Here is a 21,388-nt window from a genome sequence, read left to right as displayed (position 1 = left end):
GCGCTGCCAGACACTCAGGATTGCTCAGCCCTGAGGATCTGGTAGCAATTCTCGCGGCCTGCTGAGACCTGGCCGTAGGTCCTTTGCGCTTGATCGAGCCATTCCTGGTGGGATTTATATGCGGCCTCAATGGCCTGTATCGGTTTTAACGTGAATAAGTTCGGACCGTGACTGAGCAGCCAACACGCCCGCCCGGCCACGCGACGGCTGCGGTCACGAAGCCATGCATAATCCCAGAGTACGTCCAGTGCTTCGCGCTTGATGCCACCAGCGAGGTCCGGCTTGGCTACACCAATACCCGGTGGTTGTCCGGCCAGGGCGGCCTGCAAATCCATGTAATCCTGGCGAAGCTGCTCGACAGCATATTCCAGGTCCGCCTCGTCCTTGACCATGGCGAACCATAGGTGCGGATCCATCCGGTTCACTAGCGGCGATGACTGGAAATCCTCCGAGAATTGCATGGCTGCGAAACCATCGAGATCGATTTCCCGCTGGAGCAGCGCAATCTCCTCGATCTGTTTGGCCAGGGCTGGGCCGCTTGCCCGCACGGCTCCGTTCGTTCCGCCGTCCTCGGGAGCCAGATAGGCGCCGCCATTGTCGAGCACGGGGTCGACCTCGGCAACGAATTCGAGAAGCGTCGTTGCCCGGCTCAGTCGGACCGCAAGCTTTCCCAAAAGCTCCTGGGTTTGTGCGTTCTGCCTCTGACGTTCGAGGTAGCTTTGCTGAAAGAAGAAGATGAACAGCGATACGCCGATCCCGAGAAATATCACGCCCAGTTGGGAAAATGTGTTCCGATAATATTCGAGCTGCTTTTCCTTATGGCGCTCGTCGCGCTCTGTGTAATGGGCGACCTGCTTGTTTATGAAGAGCGACACGATCAGGAGCAAGGCGCCGAGCAGCGCCAGCATGCTAATGAGGATGTGACCGCCGGCCACCGCGTCAAATCCCATTTGCTACACCTCTGCGGCATCGGCCCGAAACCGGAAATGGTTTCGGAAAGCACGATGCGTCGATTCAATAACTTACAACGCCCTTTGTGCGTCCGAATGGACGCACGGCGCTGTAGACGCGCTTTGCCGTCTTCAGGCCATGCCTAGGCGTGGAATTGTTGCCGGGACCTCTTCTGCCTGTTTCCACGCGGTATCGACAACGAAGCATGCCGCTTGGCCCTCACGGTTCGCTGGGGATTCGGATGAAGGTGCCCTGGCCGTGGAGATCCAGATTCTCGATCGTGACCGCGTTCGACCGGTCGGCTTCGACGGTGAAGGTGACGGCGCTCGGGCCGAACGCATTCTCACCCACCGGCTGGTATGCGAAAGTATCGCGATCTATGTGCTGAAGTGGGAAGTTCTTGTTCTCGGGACCCAGCTTCATGGTGAGGGTGCCGTTTTCCTTCTCCTCGAAGATCGTGACCTCGCCGAAAAGTTCGTTGCCGTAGGTTCCCGTGTAACTTGTGGCGGACAAGGCCGCCGAGGAGCTTTGGCGGGAGACGGCTGCGTCGAAGGCTTCGCCGTAATCCGGCTTCATCACTTGCGCCATGAGCTGGCCGAAGGCCTCGACCCAGTCCCGTTCCACTTCACCTGTGAATACGAGATCCAGAAAGCTCCTGCTTACGCCTTCGGCCAGGCCGACGGGAAAGCCGTTGGTCAGGACGGCAATGCCCAGCCGTTCTGCTGGGACGAGACGCACGGTCGTGCCAATCCCGAGATTGAACGCGCCCGAGTGGCTGAGTTGGATCCGCCCGTCTGCGTCAGTATCGACAATCCATCCCAGTCCGTAGAAGGGCGGAAAGCTCTCTGGCGAGCTTGGCGTTCCGGAGACGATAACCGGCTGATGGGTCTCGGCAAGAGCGGCCGCGGCAACGATCTGCTTTCCGTCAAGGCTTCCATCGCCGAGCTGAAGCCGCAGCCACTGGCCAAGATCGCGCACCGTGGAACTGACCCCTCCCGCCGGAGACTGGGCGTCTGGATCGCGCGCGGGACCGGAAATCCATTTATCGCCGGCGCGAACGGAGTTGACGGCGCGATTTTCAGCGGCAAGGAAGTCCGCGTGCCGGGAGCTGGTGCGCGACATTCCTGCAGGGCCATACAATCGCTCCTGGGACAGATCCTCCCATGGCCTACCTGCCGCCTTGGCGGCTGCGACGGCTGCTTCCGTCAGTCCGAAATTGGTGTAGGCGTAGCTAGCCCTGAAGGGGCCTGCCGGATTGACATATCGCAGGCGGAACAAGATTTCGTCCCGACCATAACCCAGATCTTCGAGAAGGTCGCCGCTGTGGTCGGGCAGGCCGCTTCGGTGAGAAAACATGTCTCGAAGCGTGACATTGCGCGTCACCCAGGAATCCTGCAGCTGAAATCCTGCATCATGTTTTACGATTGGATCGTCCCAGGCGACCAGGCCGTCGCCGACCAGCGTGGCGACCACCGTCGAGGCGATCGGCTTCGACATCGAGGCGAGCTGGAAAACCGTGTCGGGATCGACCGGGTCAGGCCTTCCCACCTCGCGGACGCCATAACCCCTTAGATATTTTACATCGTCGTCGTGGACGATGACGATGGCCAAACCGGGCACGCCGGTTCGCTCCATCCCTTGCTCGATGATGCTTTCAAGCTTGGGGAGCGCTTCCGCGAAGCGCACGCTGGTCACCGTCTCGGCTGTCGCCGGATAGGGCAGAAGCCAGGCTCCAATGAGCGTCAGTCCGGCCCAAGAGCGTGGTTTGAGAGAGGCGCCCGAAACGATGTGCGCGCGGATTCTGACCAGCAGCGGCTCTCCAACCATAAGGTTACCCTCCAAGCCGATAAGACGATCGCAATTGGGTATTGTCCGTTAGGTCGGCACAGCTTTTCCAGTTGGGAATTTGGTGAGGCTGTATGTCGAGATAAGTAGAGTGCCCGTCTCGTACCATGAACTGCCCGCATTCAGATGACGTGCCAGCGCCGGGCCAAGCCCTTCTGAGCGAATATTGCGCCTTCAGATGGGTAATTCAGTCGTGGATTTGAGCTCTCGCAGCACGAAACTGGATACGACGGTGCGCACATGCGGATTGCGCATCAGGTATCGTGTCATGAACGCCTCATAGCTTTCGACATCCGCGGCGCGGATCTTAAGCATGTAATCGAAGGTACCAGACAGGGCATAGCACTCCATTATCTCCGGCCGCTCCCTGACGACGGTTGAAAAGGATGCGATCGCCTCGTCATGGTGGTCCTCCAGGGTGACGTGCGCGATGATGCAGAGTTTCAGGTCGAGCTTCGCAGGATCCAGCAACGCGACACGCTTTCGGATGACGCCTTCGACCTCCATTTCCTGGAGCCGGCGCCAGGCCGAACTCTGCGACATGCGCGCCTTTTCCGCCAGCTCGGCCACCGATTGCCCGCAGTCGGCCTGGATCAGGCGAAGCAAGCGGCGCGATGGTTGAAAACTTTCCTTCTCGTCGGATGGCATTGTGAAAAATCCTCCCGCCAGCGCACCATCTACTGGCAACTCTGAAACAAATATTCAGCCTGGCGGGGATATAATTGCAACAGAGATGATGCGCTCTGACGAAGGAGGAGACGTCATGGCCAAGCAAAGCACCTATACCGCGAAGCTTCCGGAACCCGACGGCACTTATCTCTATACGCCCGAGGAAGATGCAATTTGGGGAGAGCTCTACCGGCGGCAGATGACACTGCTTGCCGACAAAGCCTGCGATGAATATCTCGAAGGGGTGAGGACGCTGGGACTCAACCCGGACAAGGTTCCGCAACTCAAGGACGTCAACAGGCGTCTTGCGGAGAGCACGGGCTTTGGCGTGGAAGGCGTTCCGGCCCTTATCCCACCCTCACGCTTCTATGAGCTGCTATCGCAGGGGAAATTTCCGCTCGCCACTTTCATGCGCCGTCGCGAGCATATCGACTATATCGAGGAACCGGATCTCTTCCACGAAGTGTTCGGCCATTGCCCTCTGCTCACCAACCAGAGCTATGCCAATTTCGTGCGCCGCTTCGGGCAGAAAGCAATGCAGCTGGGCAAGGGCTACTCCTGGCATCTGTTCCGAATTTTTTGGTTCACAGTGGAGTTTGGCCTGATAAACACGCCAAAGGGCAGACGCTGCTTCGGTGCGGGCATCGTGTCCTCCCCGAGCGAGACGCGAAATGCGATGGAAACCGCTTCCGTCGAATTCCGGCCATTCGACCTGATGACGGTGCTGCGCACACCTTACCGGATCGACATTGTGCAGCCGATTTACTACGTGATCGACAGCTTCGCGCAGCTGGAATCCATCATCGAGGAAGACATCGGAGCGCGGATAAACGAGGCGAAGGTGCTCGGCGATTTCCCGCCCGCTTTCGAAGCAAAGGCCTCCTGATCCGGCCTTGCGACAATAAAGAATGGGTCGGACTTTATGCCCGACCCGCCGCGCTCATTTGCTCGATGAGGCTCGCCCGACCTGTTTAGTGGGCATCGGTAGGCGCGCCGCTTTGCGGGGTTGGCTCGGCCTTCGACATATCCGGCTTTTCGCCCGATGCGGTGGGATAATTGCCGCAGGCTTCAACCACTTTGCCGAAGAACTCGACGCATTGCTCGAACGTCACGTCGCCGGCGCCCAGCACCTTGGCGGCGACATAGTCGGCCACCGCGTCAATCTCGTGTGCCTGCAACGTGGTGAAGGAGCGCGTCGGCATCTCAGCACCGGCATCGGCCGCGGTCATGCCGTAGCAACGATCATCCGTATAGGCGAAACGGTCGAAATAGGGCATCGCGGTGCCGAGCCGGCCGCATTGCACGATTTCGCGGACCTGATCGCGATTGAGAGCGGAAGCACGCAGCGATGGGGCGCCGCCCTCGGAGCGAGGATCACCCTGGCCGTCACCGGCCCAGCCATGGCAGAACGAGCATGCGCCCTTGCCATCGAATATCGTCCGGCCGCGCTCGATCGACGCCTCGTCCGCCGACGCCCAGCCAACGGCCCCGAAAAGAAAAAGAGCAGCAAGGCTCGCCCGCTTCGCGTACTTCATTCCTCCACCCAGCATTTTCATCGAACTCCTCGAAAAATTTGGCCTAAACGCCGATTGCCTCCTCCGCGGACAGGGCGTCCGCAGGCGCCGCATAGACAAGCGATGTGTGGGATAGTTTGCATGATCCCCGCAACCCGATCATGGTTAGCCGGCCCAATCTTGTCAACAAAAGGCTGATGAGACGCGAGCTTTTCTGTTGAACGACTTGTCTTGTTCTTGACGGGAGAAGCATCCATGAGAAAGCATCTGTGATATGATGGCGGGAACACAGCCTGGGATTGCTTGCCGCTCAGCATAAGAGCCATCGAGGGAGCCTTCCATGCCACAGGTCGGAAAAAGGCCATTGTCGCCTGGATCAAGGCCTAAGCAGGTTGGTCCGACGCGGGGGGCAGCCGCGCCATCGGCTGCCGCTTCTGCCATCCTGATCTGCCTTCTTGTCGTCCTCGTCCTGCGAACCTCCCTCATTTCGGTGAATGCCACCGAGGGGGGCCGGTGGAGATGGCATCAGGCCAGTCCCGTTCCGCAGGCGCGCTCGGAGGTGAGCGTGGCAGGAGATGGGAAATATATTTATTTCCTAGGCGGCTTTGCTGCAGGCCCGAACATCGAGGAGCCATCCCTGCCCAACGGGGTATTCCGCTACGACCCGCAGAGTGATCGATGGACTGTATTGCCTCCTCTGTCCGAAGGGCTTCATCACGCGGGACTCGTGGTGCTCGATGACAAACTCTTTCTTATCGGAGGCTATCGCGGGACCAGTTGGGAACCCTTGGCCGATGTCCAGGTGCTCGATCTCGAGGCCGGCAGCAGTTGGCGGCAGGCCAGCCCCATGCCGACAGCGCGTGGGGCGCTGGCACTTACGACATCGAACGGGAGAATACATGCGATAGGGGGACATGATGGCGAGAAGAGTCTGGCGGTTCACGAGATTTATGATCCGGCCTCCGATCAGTGGAGCGCCGCGGCACCTATAGCTTTTCCACGCAATCATCATGCTTCTGCAGCGCTCGACCGTAAGATCTATATCTTTGGCGGCCGCGATGAAGCCACTGCGGAAATGGATTCGACGGAGGTTTACGATCCGGCGGCGGACCGTTGGGATCATGCGGCTCCGCTGCCCACCGGGCGCAGCGGCGTCGCTGCTGCAGTGATAGATGGGCGTGCTGTTGTCTTCGGCGGCGAGACCTTTGGTGCTCGCAGAAAGACATTCGACGAAGCTGAACTTTATGATCCGCAGAGCGATAGCTGGAGCAGCCTGCCGGCCATGCCCCATTCGCGCCATGGCCTTGGAGCAGCCACGATCGGCTCGAGGATCCATGTCATCGCGGGCGGCCCGACGGCAGGTCTGTCCTACAGTGCGGAAAACAGCTATCTGGAACGGTCCGAAGGTTCGCGATGAACCATCAGCGGCCGTAAACGTCCGCGAGCACCGTCTGCCTTTAAGCTACGGGCGGTCGACCATGATCCCTACGGAAACGCGGTAGTCCATCGGCCGAAGGAACTTACCCTGCCAAAGACCGAGCCCCGCCTTCTTGGCGGCCTCTTCGGCAGCCACGAAGCGATCCGTCTCGTCGGGGCGCGCAACGGCAAAACCGGAGGCGACGAATGCCTCGTTCAGATCTTTTTCCCCGATCCGGCAATAGGCAAGGATGCGGCGGTAGCGATCCGGCTCGCCAACCTGTTCGCATTCGACTGGCCCTTCCGAGACAAGCGTCTCCAGCTGCCTGACGGCCGCAGGATAGCAATCCCAAGCCGTGCCGTCGATCAGGCAGGTTTGCCCGCGCTCCACGGACTCGAGCCCGTAAAGCATGATCCGCTGCCCGTCGAGATCGAGGACATCGGAATCGATGACCGAGGCTTGGCCGACGAGCATGGAAGCAGCTCCCGGCAACGCGGTTGCCAGAAGCAAAGAGAGGGCAAGTGCTAGTCTCGGCATGAAAGCTCCTCCAGGCATTTCTTAAGACTTTGCAGAAGTGACAGCAGAAAATATGAATGATTTGCCGCTTGCGGGTATGAATTCAATCTTTTACGCTGTTCGTCGCAACGAATTTTCAAGGTGTCAACATGCTCGACTGCGGCCGCACGTCTTCGCTTTACCGGTCTTTCGTCTTGATCGTCCTGGCGTCGGTCTGGAGCGGCTCCGTGGCGGCGCAGAGCAGCGGCAATGCCGACCGGGAAGCTTTCCTTGCGGGCAAGACGGCCGATTGTCCCGGCTGCGATCTGAGCGGCGTGCGGCTGAAGCGGCGCGACCTTTCGGGCGCGGATCTCACCAATGCCAATCTCAGCAACGCCGTGCTGCATCGTGCCAAACTCGCGGGCGCCAAGCTGGACGGCGCCAATCTGCAACACGCGAATCTCAACAAGACCGACCTGAAAAGGGCATCTCTGCGCAAAGCCGATTTGACCGGCTCTCTGCTCTATGAAGCTGATCTCTCGGCTGCAAATCTCGAGGGTGCCATCCTTGACGGCACGCGGATGGGACGGGCCCGTTTGACCCAGGCCAAACTGGCGGGCGCACATATCGAAGCGGCGGTCGCGAAGGAGGCGAGGCTTGCCGGCGCGGATTTGACCGGCGCGATCCTGGAGCGCACGAACCTTCGAGGCGCCGACCTGCAGCGGGCGATATTGACGGCGGCCAAGATGAATGGGGCGAGCTTCGAGCAAAGCCATCTGGTCGGCGCGAACCTGTCGCAGGCTTCGGCCATTCAGGTGGACTTCCTGGCCGCCGATCTTTCGAGGGCGGATTTGTCGAACGCCGATCTGCGGGGTTCGCGGCTGGAGCGCGCCAATATGGAACATGCGACCACCGAGGGGCTGAAGATATCGGGCGCTATCCTTCCCGACGGGCGGGTTGCTGAGTAGCGGTCGGGACCGGCTCTATTCCCCCATCTAGAAGCTCGAACCAGGTGGAGCTCACATAAGCTTCCGTGTTGATCCCCCCGGAATGAGGATCGATGAAGGTCTGGCCCTTCTTGTGGTAGTATCTTCTCTCGTAAAGATAGAGATCGCCATCGAGCCGTTTTTCGCAACGCTCCTTGATAAAATAACTCCCGGCCGGCGATTCCCCTTCTTCCTTGGGCAAGTCCCGGCAGTTCCAATTATCGGGCCCGAAACGAATCTTCACGAAGTTCGCCATTGTCCAGAATTCCCGCCGGCCGCGCTCGGCATCGCCGACCCGGGGATCGGTGATGACGCGCACACCCCGGACCGCTCCGTCCTCATCGAACAGGAGCGACATTATAACGGGATAATCGAACAAGCGTGTGCCGCTGAAGAGCTGCGTTTCCAGTTCCAGCTCATTGGCTCGGGCCCAGTATTCGTATTCGTCGTCATACCGGAAATAGACTTCCCGCAAACCATTTGCTTCGGGCTTGCACTTCATGAAGTCCGTGAAGCCAGCCAGCTTTAGGGATGGCGGTCCCCCATGGGTACCGCAGGCATGCTCGATGAACTCGTCGGGAATTTCCCCGGCCTTCATGCCGAGCGTGACCTTCCATATGTCGTATATCTCCGGCCGGGTCTGGGCCGAGGCGATGCCGACAGCCGCCAGGCACCCGGCGATAAACGTCAGGAGGCGAAGAGGTGTGCGCATGATTTTACCTTTTGGCCCGTTCCAACACCGAGGGCTCGCCACTCGTCGAGGCCCGTCAGGAAACGGATCGGAACGGGCGCCGCATGTGCGCCCGTTCCGTCTTGTCAGGCTAGCCGCCGGCTAGAGCGAGAACACGTACAGCATCGACGTGTTTTGAATATCCTGCAGCTCCGGCGTGTTGGTGATGCGGCCGTAGGGGATACGGTGCGCACCGACGAGTATGGCCACATACTGCTTGCCGTCGACCGCATAGGTCATCGGGGGAGCAGAGATCGGAGAGCCGGCGTTGAAGCTCCAGAGCTCCTCAAGCGTCTCGTCGTCGAGAGCATGGATCGTCCCGTCCATGGTCGCCGTGAACACCAGCCCTCCGGCGGTGCTGACCACGCCGGAATAGTTCGGGTAGTCGAACAGCTTCTGTGCCTTCTGCTCCGTATTCGTCGGATCCATGGCCGTGATGCTGCCGGTTATGCGGCCGGCATTCACTGCTTGGCCGCCGTTCCAGGCAATCTTGCCATCGGAGCGCGCGGGGTCCGTCGTCACCTCGGCGCAGCCTTCCATTCCGGCTCCGTATACGGCGCCTGTTTTCGGGCTGTATGAGGTCGGGAAGAGGTTCACGCCGCCCTGGATGTGGGGGCATGCCTCGATGGCGCCCTGGTCACGCCGCGAAGGCGCTCCCACCTTGTAGACCTGGATGTCCTTGGAATCATCATACTCTACCGGTTTGCCGGTCTTGGGATCGATGCCGTCGGTCCAGTTCAGCTTCGTCACGTATTGCTTGGCGCCGAGGAATTGCCCGTTCGTCCGATCATGGGTGTAGAAGAAGCCGTTACGGGCGAAGTAGCCCATCAGCTTGCGATCTTCGCCATCCACCTTCGCGTTGATGATCTGGCGTGAGCCGACCTCGTCATAATCGAGGAAATCGCCGGGCGTATACTGGAAGTACCACTCGATTTTTCCGGTATCGACGTCCAATGCCAATGTGCTGTTGGTATAGAGGTTGTCGCCCGGCCGGTATTCCGGATCATACATCGGGACCGGCTGGCCCGTTCCCCACAGCGTAAGCTTGGTCTCGGGATCATAGGCACCCGTCACCCAGAATGCGCCGCCGCCATGCATCCAGGCGTTGTTCTCTCCGCCCCAGGTCTCCGATCCCGGCTCGCCCGGAGCGGGTACCGAATAGGTGCGCCAGAGCTGCTCGCCAGTATCGGCGTTTAGCGCGGTGATATGATCGCGCGCCCCGCGGTCGCCGCCGGAGCCGCCGATCAGCAGTTTATCTCCGACGACCAGCGGCGCGGCAGTCAGCGAATACCCGTTCTTCGGATCGTCCACCTGAACGGTCTTGACCAGCTCGCCGGTGTCGGCATTGGTCCAGTTCACCTTTCCATCGGCGGTGACGGAGATCACGAAATTCTTGTAGAGCGCCACTCCGCGATTGGACGGGATCCAGACATCCGCCTTATCGACGCCCGGGTCCATGACCCAGACGATCTTGCCGCTTTTCCCGTCGCGAACATCGATCTTGTAGACCGCCCCCCAGCTGTCGACCACATACATATAGCCGTCATTGACGAGTGGAGTGGCCTGGTGTCCTCCCATGGGATTGGTGCCCGCGCCCATCAGGCCGCCGATCGCGGTGGTAAACGCGACCTTCAGGTTCTTCACATTGTCCTTGTTGATTTCGTCGAGCTGCGAAAAACGGTTGCTGTTGTATTCCTTGTGCACCATGAGCCAGTTTTGCGGCTCCTGCGCGGCGTTCAAAAGGCGCTCCGGGGTGACTTCTGCAGCCAGAGCCGGAATGGCAGTCGACGCTAGAAGCGCCGACATGAAAATGCCGCGGAGCGCGGCCGATTTAATTAACATGATTTCCTCCACTTGCGATAACCCCAAGAAAAGGCCCTCTACCTCTTCTTTTCCGGGAGCGTCCGCCGCTTCCCATCAGCATTAAACGCCCACAAAACAGTTGCGTCAAAAGAAATTTGTTTCTTGTTCAATTCTTTCGCCCTGACGAACGAAAACCAAATATAAGTCGACTATCTCTGTCTTGTTTACGAATTTATGAAGGCGCACCGTGCACTTGGCGATTCGGCATTATTCGTTTCTGAAAGCGAGCTGGGGTATTCTCCGCAGCTACGGAGCAGTGCCGTTGAATTACTAAACGCCAAAAGATGCGTGCTTGCGTCCTGCCGGTGCGGCGAGTTCCTTATACGGTCATCCGTCAGACCGCGGAGTGATCATAGTGGCCCCTTGTCGGGCAGATCCACCGGCGGCAGGTTCTCGAATTCGATCATCATGCCGTCGGATTGAAAGGGGACCGTGTCCGTAGCCGCCGAGAGTTCGGCATTTTCGCTCATCTCGCCGATGCGAATCTTCTCTTGATCGGCTTCGATGGCCTGGGCTTCATCGACCACGCCCATGATCGCCTCGCCATTGTCGAGGCGCTGCTGCGCGCGGTCCATATCCCTGGCCAGTTGGTCGCTATAAGGAAGCTGGAAGGCGCGGGGAGCGCCGCGTGGCATGTTGTCGTCGTCCAGTTCCTCCATCCATAGATAGAGCGCACCGCCGGCGGATGTGGCCTTGTCCGGCTCGACGATATGGGTGGCAAGGAGATGAAAGCGTCCGGGCGGCCTTTTCGTCGTCGGCCAGCCGAGCATGCCATTGATCGCCGCGTAGGATGCGACGACGAAAACAGTCGTCACAATGACGGCGGCGGCCTTGATCCACCATCGCCATAACGACACCACATTGAGGCTGAGGAGGAGCGCGGCGATCAGACCATAGCAGACGACGACGCCCGTCAAAGTCGGAATGTTCATAGCTTCCGCCTACCCTCCGGCCTTGGGTTTTCTGACCGCGCGGACCAGGGATTTTTCCCGCTCGTTCACATCGGACACGTTGCCCTCTTCATCGAGCGTGAACCGGACGGCGGTGCGCTCGTGCCCCCGATGGTTCAGCATCAAGGTGCCGTAATAGATGACCTGCAGCTGCGGGTTCAGCTTTTCCACCTTCACCGTCACCGGCAGGTCGTCCGTGGAATTGGCGATATAGTGGTAGATGTTGACGACATATTCGCCGGGAAGAATGCCGCGAAACGTGACATTCTCCTGGTTGAGCGGGTTTTGGATCCGCTCCCCGTTGACGACGATCGTATCGCGGTAGTTGCCTCGGTCGTCCCGATCCAGATGGATGAGACCGGCCTCCCGCGCATGGTACCAGACGACGTTTCCGGCCGGGTCCTCGACATAGGTGTCGACGTCGTCCGGATGATTGTCCGGCCATGACACAGTGACGATCATCTCAGCCTTCAGATCGATAAGTCCCGACTTCGCCTCCGGGTTGAAAAGCGAAAAGGCGATGAACACCATAAAGGCGAAGCCCAGAAGGACATTGAACAGAATGTCGGTAAATGGGACGAAGGTGCCGTCATCGCTTCCGGCTTCGGAGAAAAAGCCAGAGCCCTCCATCAGTTCTTCTCCAGCGCGGAGACGACGTGGACCTCTGTAACCTCTGTGATGATGTTGAAAAGCTGGGCATTGGCCGCGTCGAGAATGTAGTACTCCATCTTCAGGAGCAATGCGCAGGTGATACCCGCAACCGTCACATTGAGCGCGACGGCCATGCCGCCGCTCATTCCTGCGAGGGCGGTGCGCAGGGTCTCGACGTCGAAGGAACTCAATCCGGCGATTGGCACCAGCATCAGGATGAAGCCTACCGCCGTGCCCAGAAGGGCCAGTCTGAGGAGTGCTTCCGCCACGAAAAAGCCCAGCTTTTCCCGCCCCCGCAACTGGTCGGCGAGCGAGCGCAAAAGCAAGGTCTGATCGACCCGGCGTCCGTTCTGGGCCCTGGATTTTGCAACCAGATTGGCGATGTGGCGGGCGGCGATGCCCGGCTCCAGAACCTCGCCCTCCGCCGTTTTCACCTGGTCGCCGATAAGCAGAAATCCGCTGGCGCCATCAAGTATGGTTTGGCGGATGCGCCGGGCTGCCACCAATTCCCGCGAGATGACGACGACCTGATAGAGGCAGTGCAGGGTGGTGAGCGCGAAGATCGCCAGGATCAGCATCGAGATGTGGCTGCGGTCGGTCTCGAGCATGATCTGAATGAGACCGAGCCGAAACAGGACGAGGAGTCCCAGCCCGATGCAGCTGATCAGGATGAGCCACAGGATCAGCGGCATGTAATCGCGAGACTCGGCTGGCGTACCAATCAGCCTGCCATTCGTTATGACCGACATCTCTCCCCCTGTTTTCCTCCTGGCGCATGCGGCATGCACCAACCTCCCGATCAGATCTGGCTTCGAGCTGGCATGTTCACAGAACTGCCTAGACAAGAAAGTACAGCTGTTTTGAGAGGATGCAGTTGCCAGAGCAAGCTCGTCAAGCCGGAGTTATGCTTTCTCTCTACTTATCCGGGGTGGAAAATGGGCAGGTATGTGCCCTCTACCCGCAAGAAGGGGCTGTGATACGAGCGGATTTCTTCTAACGTGGCTTGAGGTTTTTAAGGTGTTAAGGCCCGACATCAATCGGAGCGGCGCCGGAAACCTGCCGGTGCTTTCGAGGCAAAAGCGCATCGAGCTGTTCAATATGTTTTTTATGTTAATGACCGAAGCGATGGAATTTCCGGGGTGATCCAGGCATACGGACCTGGAGTGACGGTAGGGAGAACTGAATGTCGAATGCCGAGGTGCTGAAACCCCGAAGGGCCGGGAAGCGCAATGGCGAGATCACACTCCAGCGCATGCGTATCTTCTGGGCTGTCGCGCATAACGAAACGGTGACGAAAGCCAGCAAGCAACTCGGCCTCTCGCAGCCCTCGCTCTCTCAGCAGATCGCAAGCCTGGAGGCCGTCGTGGGAACGCCGCTGTTCGAGCGGCGGTCCAACCAGATGATCCTGACCGAAGCCGGGAGTTTCCTTCTTCGCAAGGCCGAGCAGGTCTTGAGAAGCATGCAGGAACTGGAGGATGGGCTCGCCGAGTTCAGCGAAGGCATTCACGTGACGATACGGGTGGCCGGATTAAGCTCGATGCTGCGCCTCGTGTTGCCCAGGGCGGCTGCCACGGTCCAGGAGGAATATTCCGACGTCGAATATGACATTCACGACTGCGCCCCTCCGGATGTGCTGGAGATGCTTTATGGGAGACGGGCGAATGTAGGCCTCATCAATGCGGGTTCCGTCGCCAGCGCGGGGACCGGCTTCATGGAAATCCCGTTGCTCGAGGACCCGTATGTCCTGGCTGTCCCGGAAGAAATCAGTCTCGACGGCGTTCTGCATCCGCGCCAGCTTTCGAGCGCGAAACAGGACGTGCTCAACAGGTCGATCCGGTTTTCCTTCGGAACCAATCATACGCAACGTGTTCAGGAATGGTATGCGGAGGTGCTGCCGGAAAACCGCCAAATCGCCAGCACGCGCAGCTACGAGGATGCGTTGGCTCTTGTCCGGGCTGGGCTCGGCGTATGCCTGGCCCCGGTGCTTGCCTGCATGATGGACGGGACCCCGCCGCAAGGCGTTCACCTTTACCGTGTTTCGTTCCCGCCGCGGAAAATGGTGGCACTCGTTCCGACGCAATATAGGCGTACCCAGCCCTATGCGAGTTTCCTTCAGGCGTTGCAGGATGCCGCGGCGACGCTCCAACTGCCCCCCCTGAAGGATACTCCGCCATTCCTCGAAAATGTCGAACTTCCGAATGCCATGTCGCTATCGAACCGATAACAAGGCAATGGGAGAGCGTGCAGAGGCTTTCGCCGGTCCATCCATGCGCCGAGTGCAGGAGATCCCGAACAGGTGACAGTGGATTCGTTCAAGCTTGTGCGTGAGGCGGAGATCCCGGAACTCGCATCCTCGGCCCGGGCATTCATCCATGAGGCGACCGGTGCCGAAATTCTCACGCTGGCGAACGGCGATGCGAATAAGTGCTTTGGAATAACATTCCGGACGCCGTTGTCCGATTCCACCGGCGTGGCGCATATCCTCGAACATTCGGTGCTCTGCGGCTCGCGGCATTTTCCTTCGGCTGCGCCCTTCGCTGAATTGCTGAAAGGCTCGCTGCACACGCATCTCAATGCCTCCACGCTGCCGGATATGACGACCTATATGGCGGCAAGCCAGAACGAGCGTGACTTCTATAATCTCTTCGAAGTCTATCTGGACGCCGTGTTCCACCCGCTCCTGCGGGAAAGCACTTTTCGACAGGAAGCATGGCATATCATTCCCGAAAAAGGCGGGAAGCCAGCGCATTTCGGTGGAGTCGTCCTCAACGAGATGAAGGGCGTCTATGCGGACCCTGCCGCCGTGCTGGTAAAGGAGTTGCGTGCGGCCCTTTTCCCTGACACTTCCTATCGGTTCGACCACGGCGGCGATCCGGCATTGATCCCCACGCTGGCGCATGAAGCGCTGCAGCGGTTCCATTCCAAATACTACCATCCCTCCAACGCGATCGTGTTCCTGTCGGGCGATCTCGACATGCAGCAGGCGCTCGCGTTTTTGCAGAGACATCTGGATGGATGGGGCCTTGGTACTCCTGCAGGCGTTTCTTCACGCCAGGTGTCGTTTGCCACGCCGCGGCTCGTGCGTCGGAGCATTGGCTCCGGCGGTCCCGGCGGGCACGTCATACGCGGATGGGTTCTGCCTGACCTTTCCGATCCGTTCGAAGCGCTGGAGCAGCTGTTCCTGGCGGAATTGCTTCTGGGCTCCGATGCGGCACCGCTCCGGCGCGCGGTGATTGAAAGCGGGCTTGGCGAAGGCTTGATAGGCGACGGCCTCTCACGAGAGACACGGCAGCCGATCTTTTCGATAGGCCTGAGTGGTGTCGCCGCCCGGGATGCGATCCGCTTCGATCAATTGGTCGATGAGGTGATCACCGAGTTGATCCGGAAAGGTCCGCCAAGGGCGCTTGTGGAAGCTTGCCTTAATCGCCTCGCGTTCCGGCTCCGGGAAAATGACGGCGGGCGCCATCCGCCGGGTTTGGCGCTCATGCTTCGCATTCTCGGGCCCTGGCGCTCCGGGCATGATCCGATCGATTTCCTGGCATTCGAAACACCCCTCGCGGCGCTCAGGGAGAAGATGGAAGCGGATGCCCATCTGCGCGAGCGGCTGCGAATCCTGTTTGGGGAAAACCTCCACCGGGCTACCGTGACACTCTCTCCCGATCCGACGCTTGAAGCTCGCGAAAAGGCGGCCGAGCGGAGCAGGTTGCAGGCTCTTCTGGCCACTTATGTGCATTTATCTACGGCGGACGAACATACCGGCATCGCGAATGTACCGGTGCTCGGTCTTGACGAATTGCCCCGCGAGGAGACGCCTACGCGGTGTGAAATCATGCGGCAGGACCATCCGTGCGTGCTCCTCCACCCATTGCCGACCAACGGAATTTGTTATCTCCAGCTTGGCTTCCGTATCGACACCCTGCCTGCAACGCTGTTGCCACTTGCGCCCCTGTTCGGGCGCGCGCTCCTGGAATGCGGGACTGAAAGGGACAGCGCGGAAGACTTGGCGCTGCGCATGGCCCGCTTTGTCGGAGGGGTCTCCGTGGAACAACGCGCCTTTGCTTGCCAAACCTCGTCCCAGGCTCAAGCCTGGCTTTTCCTGCGCTTCCGGGGGATGAAGGAAAATCTGGGCGCGATCCTGGCCATCCTAACCGATATCCTGACGGCCGCGCGGTTCGACGATCACAATCGCTTCATGGCGCTTCTCCAGGACGAGATTTCACGGCACAGAGCCCGTTTGATACCACGCGGGCATGAGTATGCGGATCTCGCCCTTTCCGCCGCGCTCCATCCGGCAGGGGCTTTTGCCGAGGTGCTGAACGGCGTTTCGCAGCTTCGTTTTCTTCAGCGCCTGTGCGAGCGCGCGGAAACCGACTGGGAATCGGTCCTTGCCGATTTGGAGCGACTGCGGCGGCTTTTGATCCGGCGCGAGGGTGCAATCTGCGACGTGACCGTCGAGCCAGCCGCTGCGGACGGTGTCGCGGCGGCCGTGCTGGCGTTCCTGGAACATCTGTCCGACGGGAGAACGTCGCAACGAGGCAGCCTCCCTCCGGCGCTTTCCGGTTCGATGGGCCTTCCCATCGAAGCGCCGGTCAATTTCGTAGGGCAGGGGCTGAAGCTCTCCGAAGAGGCGGCGCAGGTGGGCGCTCATGCCGCTGCCACGCGCTATATTGCCGGGACATGGCTGTGGGACCAGGTGCGTATGCAAGGTGGAGCTTATGGAGCTTTGGTGCGACTGGATCCTTTGTCCGGAGGTCTCCGCTTCTTATCCTACCGGGACCCGAACCTCCTGCGCACGCTCGACATTTTCGACGCGGTCCCCCGATTCCTGCGGGAGTCGGTTCACGAAGACGACATCAGGCGAAGCATTATCAGCGCTTTCGGCGAGATCGACCGCCCCAGGCTTCCCGGCGAGCGGGGGTTTGAAGCGATGCTCGCCAGGCTTGCCGGGGACACTTGCGAGAGACGGCAGGAGCGGCGCGATCGTCTCCTTGCGACCACCCGAGCCGATTTCCTCAAGCTGGCCGACCTTATTGAAGCGCGGGAGAAGCGCGTCGCGGTTTTGGGGTCGGAGGCTGCTTTGAATGCCGCGCTGCAGGAGCGCCCAGGCGCATTCAACCTCTCGCAAGCTGTGTGACCGGCACCTGATCCGCCACATCCGCAATTGCCTTCACCACCGCATCGCGGACGCCTGTTTCTCCCAAAAGATGGCCGGCGCCTTCCACGATGCGCACCTCCGCCCCTGGCCAGCGGGCCGCCAGCGCATATGCTGTCGCAGGAGGGCATAGAAGGTCGTAGCGGCCCTGAATGATGATACCGGGAATGCCCTTCAGCCGGTGGGCATTTTCCAGAAGCGGTGCTTCCGCCAGAAAGCAGTCGTGACTGAAATAATGGGCCTCCATGAAGGCGCTTGCGGGTGGCGAACTCGAACTCTGCTTGATCGCTGCGAGATCGAGCCGGTCAGCCGGAGGCACCAGCGAGGCAAGGGCGCGTTCCACGACAGCCCACACATATGCGAAGCGGGCCGCTTCGCGAGCGTCGTCGCCGAGGATGCGCCGCCAATAGGCGGAAAGCGGATCGCAACGCTCGTCTTCCGGCACGAGGTTCAGAAAATCGCGGTGGAGGGGAGGGTAAAAACGCGTGAGATTGTCCCGAAATGCGCCGTCAAGTTCGGTGCGCGTGCCGAGAAACGTTGCGCGCAAGACGATACCGATGACGCGCTCGGGATGTCGCTCCGCATAGGCGAGCGCCAAAGTGGCCCCCCACGAACCGCCGACCACCAGCCATTTCTCGAAACCGAGCGTCTGGCGGATGATCTCCATGTCCTCAATCAGATGATCGGTCGTGTTGGCGAGACGGCGTCCATGCGGCCTGCTCCGCCCCGCGCCCCGTTGATCGAACAGGACGGCATGAAACCGCCCACCGGCAAACAATGTCCTGTGTTCCGGCTGACAACCGCTGCCCGGCCCACCGTGGAGGAAGACAGCGGGGATACCAGCCGGAGAGCCTGCCGTTTCGACATAGATCTCATGACCACCCCCGACCGGCAGATAGCCGGACCAGAGTTCTGGCGGCACCTCCCCTAGTGGCCTCGCCGCATCGCCGCTGGTGCTGTCTCCGGATTTCACTTCCGGCCGCTCTCCGCTGTTCCTCCTGCAAAATTGCGGAAGATGAACTCGTTGGAAGCAGCCTCTGCTTCGGTTTGAGCAGTGCGAAAGATCTTTTCGTGCAAAGGCGAGAGCGCGCAGGCCGGATCCGTGGCAGCCGCATCTCCCGTAAGAGCGAAGGCCTGGCAGCGGCAACCGCCGAGATCTTCCTCCATGTGGCTGCAGCTTCTGCAGGGCTCGGGCATCCAGTCCGTGCCGCGATAAAGATTGAGCGCGGGCGAGTTCTCCCAGATCCAGGCAAGCGAGTGGTCGCGCACGGAATCGAAGTTGAGGCCCGTTATGGACTCGGCGGCATGACAGGGCAGCACCTTGCCGGACGGCGATATGTTGAAGAATTGCTGGCCCCAGCCGCCCATGCACTTCTTTGGCCTAAGTGCGTAATAGTCGGGGATCACATAATCTATGGCGAGAAGGCCGCGCAGCCGTTCCTGCGCCTCTTCCACGATGCGGGTCGTCTCGTCCACCTGCTCTTCGGTCGGCATCAACGCGGCCCGGTTCTTCAACGCCCAGCCGTAATACTGAACGTTCGCGACCTCCAGCCGGTCTGCGTCGAGTACCACCGCCATATCGATGATCTTCGGCAATAGGTGCAAATTCTGGCGGTGCATGACGGCGTTGACGGTGAGCGGCAGGCCAAGCTCGCGCGTCCAGCGGGCCGCTTCGAGCTTCTTGGAATGGCCTCCCTTGTATCCGCCGACGCGATCGGCAAGACCTTCCTCACTCCCCTGAAAGCTGATCTGCACATGGGAAAGGCCTGCATCGCTAAGCTGTTCGAGGCGGTCGCGCGTCAGGAGAACGGCGGAAGTGATGAGATTGGAATAAAGGCCGGCTTCGGTCGCATGTCGTACCAGTTCCACGAGATCACGACGCGCCGTGGGCTCACCGCCGGAGAAATGGATCTGCAGCACGCCCATATCGGCCATCTCGGTTATCGCGCGTTTCCACTCTTCCGTGGAAAGCTCGGCACCGGCCCGTTCCAGCTCCACCGGGTTCGAGCAATAGGGGCATTGGAGCGGGCAGCGGTGTGTCAGTTCCGCGAGAACCGCCATCGGAATCCCATAGGTCTTCCCGGCGCCAGACCGGATCTTGGCTTCGGACTGGCTTGCGTGCTCGAGCAGATCGGTCATTGCTTGTCCTCCCCGGAGACGGTCAGGTAGCCCTTGTCGGCAAGATCCTGCAGCAGCGCGATGACGTCGTTTCGGATGAGCTCTCGTTCTGCTGCGTATTTCTGGCAGAGCGCGCCCACGATCCCGCTGATGCTCCGCTCGCCGTCGCACAGGTTCAGGATTTCCACCGACGTGTCGTCGGGAACAAGCACCCGTTCCGGCACCAGCAGCACCCATTGTTCGCGCACCTTGTCGAATTTCAGCCGCGCGTGGCGGGCAAGCTTCGGGCGGCTGTCATCCGAAAGTTGCGGGCGAGGGGTGCTGCGCTGCAGTTCGCTCATGCGAGAGCCTCTGGATCGAACGCTCCCGGGGGGATGTGGCCGCAGACATAGGCATGGTGCAGTGCGTCGAGCTGAACCCAAAGCACATTCGTCTTGAAGATGAGCGCTTCGCAGACGGCCTGCCGCTCTTCCGGCGTGCGGGCGTGCTCCTTCACGAAGTTGAGGGCGAACTGCGCATCCCGCGTGGCCTGATCGAGGCGTCTCTTGAAGTAGGCCATTACATTCGGAGTGATGAAGTCGTAGTGCTCCAGCATCCCGGCAATGCGCTCCTCGTGGAGGTTGGGCGCGAAGAGCTCCGTCAATGAAGAAGCAATCGCCTCGAGCGGCGTTCGCTGCCCCACAAAATTCACATAGGCGTCCACGGCAAAACGGGTAGCGGGCAGGATGCCGCGCGTGGACTCCACATAGGCACGGTCGAGGCCCAGGCCGTCGGTCAGGATGAGCCAGCGCTCTATCCCGCCTTCCGTCCCTATATCGCCGTCATGGTCCTCAATGCGGTGGCGCCATTCCAGGCGGATGTTCCGGTCGCGGAAGCGCGAGAGAACCACCGCATCCTTGATCGGGATCGAGCTTTGGTAATAGTAGCGGTTGAGCGCCCAAGCCTGGACCTGGCCCTTGTTGAGCTTGCCTCCATGCAACATGCGGTGGAACGGATGCAGGTTGTGATAGCGCTTGGCACCGATCTCGTAGAGGCGCTTTTCCAATGCTTCGGCGCTTTCAAGCGGGCTTTCGTCGATTTCGGATCGTGCCGAGGCCAGCATCATAATGTCAGCTCCATACCATCATAGGCAATCTGCCATCCGGCTTCCTCGGCCCGTCGGCGCTCGGCCGAGCCTGGCAGAAGCACGGGGTTCGAATTGTTGATGTGCAGGAAAATCTTTTGTCCGAGCTGTAGCCCGGCGAGTTTGCTCAGCGCGCCATCCTCTCCGGAAATGGAGATATGACCCATTCTCCTGCCGGTCTTCTTCCCCAGCCCGGCAGCGATCATCTCGTCGTCGCGCCAAAGGGTCCCGTCGAAGAAGACGAGCGGCGCCCCCTCGAGACGGCTGGCAAGGTCCGCGTTCACATCACCGCAGGCGGCAACGAAGAATAGCTCGCCGCCTTCGCGAGCCTTGATGTGAAGGGCGATGGTATCGCCTTCTTCCTCCGCATCTGCGCGCTCGGTTCCTTCAAGATACCATGCTGGTTTGCCGGGCACGATGAACGCCGTCACCTCAAGGCCGGACGGGCTGCCGTCTGCAAGCACCGGCTCGAAAGGCTTTTCGATCTCGATGGGACGGCGCGCCACGATCTCGGGGTTCAGCACGTTGAAGATGCTGTTGTCTGCGAGCACCGACAGAACTTTGGGATGCGCGTAGATCGAGAAGGGCGATCCCTCACGCAGCGACAAGAGGCCCGTCACCGCATCCACCTCGCCATTGGTCAAAAACACGCCCGCAATCGGGCTGTGCCGCATGGCAGTGCCCGCCGGGTGAAGCCGAGGTGTGCCGTTGATCTGCTGACGGATATCGGGCGAGGCGTTGATCAAGAACCAGTTTAGATCATCACAGCTGATGGCGACCGAAGCCTGTGTTGCCTGGAAGGAAGGGGTGGCCCGCGCCTTCCGGCAGATATCGCAATTGCAGTTCCACTGCGGTACGCCGCCACCTGCCGCAGCGCCCAGAACGATAGCTCGCAACATGCTGAATTACCTAGAGGCTGCGGCA

General features: G+C 60.2%; 20 protein-coding genes. 5 read left to right on the top strand and 15 right to left on the bottom strand.

Translation table 11 applies throughout. From position 1 onward, the window contains the following. Window positions 1-14: 14 nt before the first annotated feature. The 3 genes from CHEJ32_RS0113480 to CHEJ32_RS0113470 all read right to left on the bottom strand — a co-directional run bounded on the left by CHEJ32_RS0113480 (window position 15) and on the right by CHEJ32_RS0113470 (window position 3,444). Window positions 15-950 (bottom strand): hypothetical protein, encoded by a 936-nt coding sequence (locus tag CHEJ32_RS0113480; RefSeq protein ID WP_028034332.1) that lies wholly within the window; start codon window positions 948-950, stop codon window positions 15-17. A 220-nt stretch (window positions 951-1,170) separates the two neighbouring features. Next, window positions 1,171-2,778 carry a serine hydrolase gene (locus CHEJ32_RS24815; RefSeq protein ID WP_084032813.1) on the bottom strand — a complete coding sequence of 536 codons (1,608 nt, stop codon included), beginning with the start codon at window positions 2,776-2,778 and terminating at the stop codon, window positions 1,171-1,173. Window positions 2,779-2,970: 192 nt separating this feature from the next. Beyond that, complete coding sequence (locus CHEJ32_RS0113470) at window positions 2,971-3,444, bottom strand: Lrp/AsnC family transcriptional regulator (protein ID WP_051469676.1); 474 nt, start codon at window positions 3,442-3,444, stop codon at window positions 2,971-2,973. A 115-nt stretch (window positions 3,445-3,559) separates the two neighbouring features. Between CHEJ32_RS0113470 and CHEJ32_RS0113465 the strand changes: the two genes are divergently transcribed. After that, complete coding sequence (locus tag CHEJ32_RS0113465; protein WP_028034330.1) at window positions 3,560-4,351, top strand: phenylalanine 4-monooxygenase; 792 nt, start codon at window positions 3,560-3,562, stop codon at window positions 4,349-4,351. A gap of 85 nt (window positions 4,352-4,436) precedes the next feature. Here the strand turns inward: CHEJ32_RS0113465 and CHEJ32_RS24810 are convergent, their stop codons facing one another. After that, window positions 4,437-5,000 carry a c-type cytochrome gene (locus CHEJ32_RS24810; protein ID WP_198023868.1) on the bottom strand — a complete coding sequence of 188 codons (564 nt, stop codon included), beginning with the start codon at window positions 4,998-5,000 and terminating at the stop codon, window positions 4,437-4,439. Between the two features lie 319 nt (window positions 5,001-5,319). Between CHEJ32_RS24810 and CHEJ32_RS24805 the strand changes: the two genes are divergently transcribed. After that, complete coding sequence (locus CHEJ32_RS24805; RefSeq protein ID WP_084032812.1) at window positions 5,320-6,396, top strand: kelch repeat-containing protein; 1,077 nt, start codon at window positions 5,320-5,322, stop codon at window positions 6,394-6,396. 45 nt (window positions 6,397-6,441) lie between these two features. Here CHEJ32_RS24805 and CHEJ32_RS24800 read toward each other — a convergent pair whose 3' ends face one another. After that, window positions 6,442-6,933, bottom strand: a complete 492-nt coding sequence (locus tag CHEJ32_RS24800) for a thermonuclease family protein (RefSeq protein ID WP_198023867.1) — start codon at window positions 6,931-6,933, stop codon at window positions 6,442-6,444. 128 nt (window positions 6,934-7,061) lie between these two features. Between CHEJ32_RS24800 and CHEJ32_RS26315 the strand changes: the two genes are divergently transcribed. Further along, entirely contained in the window at window positions 7,062-7,859 is a 798-nt protein-coding gene (locus CHEJ32_RS26315; RefSeq protein WP_051469672.1) for a pentapeptide repeat-containing protein, read from the top strand. Here the strand turns inward: CHEJ32_RS26315 and CHEJ32_RS0113440 are convergent. The 5 genes from CHEJ32_RS0113440 to CHEJ32_RS0113420 all read right to left on the bottom strand — a co-directional run bounded on the left by CHEJ32_RS0113440 (window position 7,828) and on the right by CHEJ32_RS0113420 (window position 12,820). After that, window positions 7,828-8,589 carry a hypothetical protein gene (locus CHEJ32_RS0113440; RefSeq protein ID WP_028034329.1) on the bottom strand — a complete coding sequence of 254 codons (762 nt, stop codon included), beginning with the start codon at window positions 8,587-8,589 and terminating at the stop codon, window positions 7,828-7,830. The two genes, CHEJ32_RS26315 and CHEJ32_RS0113440, sit on opposite strands and share 32 nt — an antisense overlap. Before the next feature lie 120 nt (window positions 8,590-8,709). Continuing rightward, the gene (locus tag CHEJ32_RS0113435; RefSeq protein WP_034658378.1) at window positions 8,710-10,449 is read right to left on the bottom strand and encodes a PQQ-binding-like beta-propeller repeat protein; all 1,740 of its coding nucleotides are present in this window, start codon (window positions 10,447-10,449) and stop codon (window positions 8,710-8,712) included. A 371-nt stretch (window positions 10,450-10,820) separates the two neighbouring features. Further along, window positions 10,821-11,402, bottom strand: a complete 582-nt coding sequence (locus tag CHEJ32_RS26310; RefSeq protein WP_051469671.1) for a hypothetical protein — start codon at window positions 11,400-11,402, stop codon at window positions 10,821-10,823. Window positions 11,403-11,411: 9 nt separating this feature from the next. Beyond that, window positions 11,412-12,050 carry a hypothetical protein gene (locus tag CHEJ32_RS24785; protein ID WP_051469670.1) on the bottom strand — a complete coding sequence of 213 codons (639 nt, stop codon included), beginning with the start codon at window positions 12,048-12,050 and terminating at the stop codon, window positions 11,412-11,414. Beyond that, a complete protein-coding gene (locus CHEJ32_RS0113420) occupies window positions 12,050-12,820 on the bottom strand; it encodes a MotA/TolQ/ExbB proton channel family protein (protein WP_028034327.1) in 771 nt (256 codons plus the stop codon). The genes CHEJ32_RS24785 and CHEJ32_RS0113420 overlap by 1 nt, the downstream gene beginning before the upstream one ends. Window positions 12,821-13,254: 434 nt before the next feature. Between CHEJ32_RS0113420 and CHEJ32_RS24780 the strand changes: the two genes are divergently transcribed. Both CHEJ32_RS24780 and CHEJ32_RS0113405 read left to right on the top strand, forming a co-directional pair. Beyond that, window positions 13,255-14,295 (top strand): LysR family transcriptional regulator, encoded by a 1,041-nt coding sequence (locus tag CHEJ32_RS24780; protein ID WP_051469669.1) that lies wholly within the window; start codon window positions 13,255-13,257, stop codon window positions 14,293-14,295. Between the two features lie 72 nt (window positions 14,296-14,367). Further along, window positions 14,368-17,205 (top strand): insulinase family protein, encoded by a 2,838-nt coding sequence (locus CHEJ32_RS0113405; RefSeq protein WP_028034325.1) that lies wholly within the window; start codon window positions 14,368-14,370, stop codon window positions 17,203-17,205. Here CHEJ32_RS0113405 and pip read toward each other — a convergent pair. Genes pip through pqqB form a run of 5 tightly spaced genes read right to left on the bottom strand, consistent with a single transcriptional unit; the run spans window position 17,183 to window position 21,363 of the window. Beyond that, entirely contained in the window at window positions 17,183-18,196 is a 1,014-nt protein-coding gene (gene pip / locus CHEJ32_RS0113400) for a prolyl aminopeptidase (protein ID WP_028034324.1), read from the bottom strand. The two genes, CHEJ32_RS0113405 and pip, sit on opposite strands and share 23 nt — an antisense overlap. Continuing rightward, window positions 18,193-19,362 (bottom strand): pyrroloquinoline quinone biosynthesis protein PqqE, encoded by a 1,170-nt coding sequence (gene pqqE / locus CHEJ32_RS0113395; RefSeq protein ID WP_028034323.1) that lies wholly within the window; start codon window positions 19,360-19,362, stop codon window positions 18,193-18,195. The genes pip and pqqE overlap by 4 nt, the downstream gene beginning before the upstream one ends. Further along, the gene (gene pqqD, locus CHEJ32_RS0113390; RefSeq protein ID WP_034658376.1) at window positions 19,359-19,682 is read right to left on the bottom strand and encodes a pyrroloquinoline quinone biosynthesis peptide chaperone PqqD; all 324 of its coding nucleotides are present in this window, start codon (window positions 19,680-19,682) and stop codon (window positions 19,359-19,361) included. The genes pqqE and pqqD overlap by 4 nt, the downstream gene beginning before the upstream one ends. Beyond that, on the bottom strand, window positions 19,679-20,446 hold the full coding sequence (gene pqqC / locus CHEJ32_RS0113385; RefSeq protein WP_028034321.1) for a pyrroloquinoline-quinone synthase PqqC: 768 nt from the start codon (window positions 20,444-20,446) through the stop codon (window positions 19,679-19,681). The genes pqqD and pqqC overlap by 4 nt, the downstream gene beginning before the upstream one ends. Further along, complete coding sequence (pqqB, locus tag CHEJ32_RS0113380; RefSeq protein WP_028034320.1) at window positions 20,443-21,363, bottom strand: pyrroloquinoline quinone biosynthesis protein PqqB; 921 nt, start codon at window positions 21,361-21,363, stop codon at window positions 20,443-20,445. The genes pqqC and pqqB overlap by 4 nt, the downstream gene beginning before the upstream one ends. Window positions 21,364-21,388 lie beyond the last annotated feature (25 nt).

This window comes from Chelativorans sp. J32 (assembly GCF_000518985.1).
Classification (GTDB): Bacteria; Pseudomonadota; Alphaproteobacteria; order Rhizobiales; family Rhizobiaceae; genus Chelativorans.
This window is presented reverse-complemented; position numbering and strand designations above follow the sequence as displayed.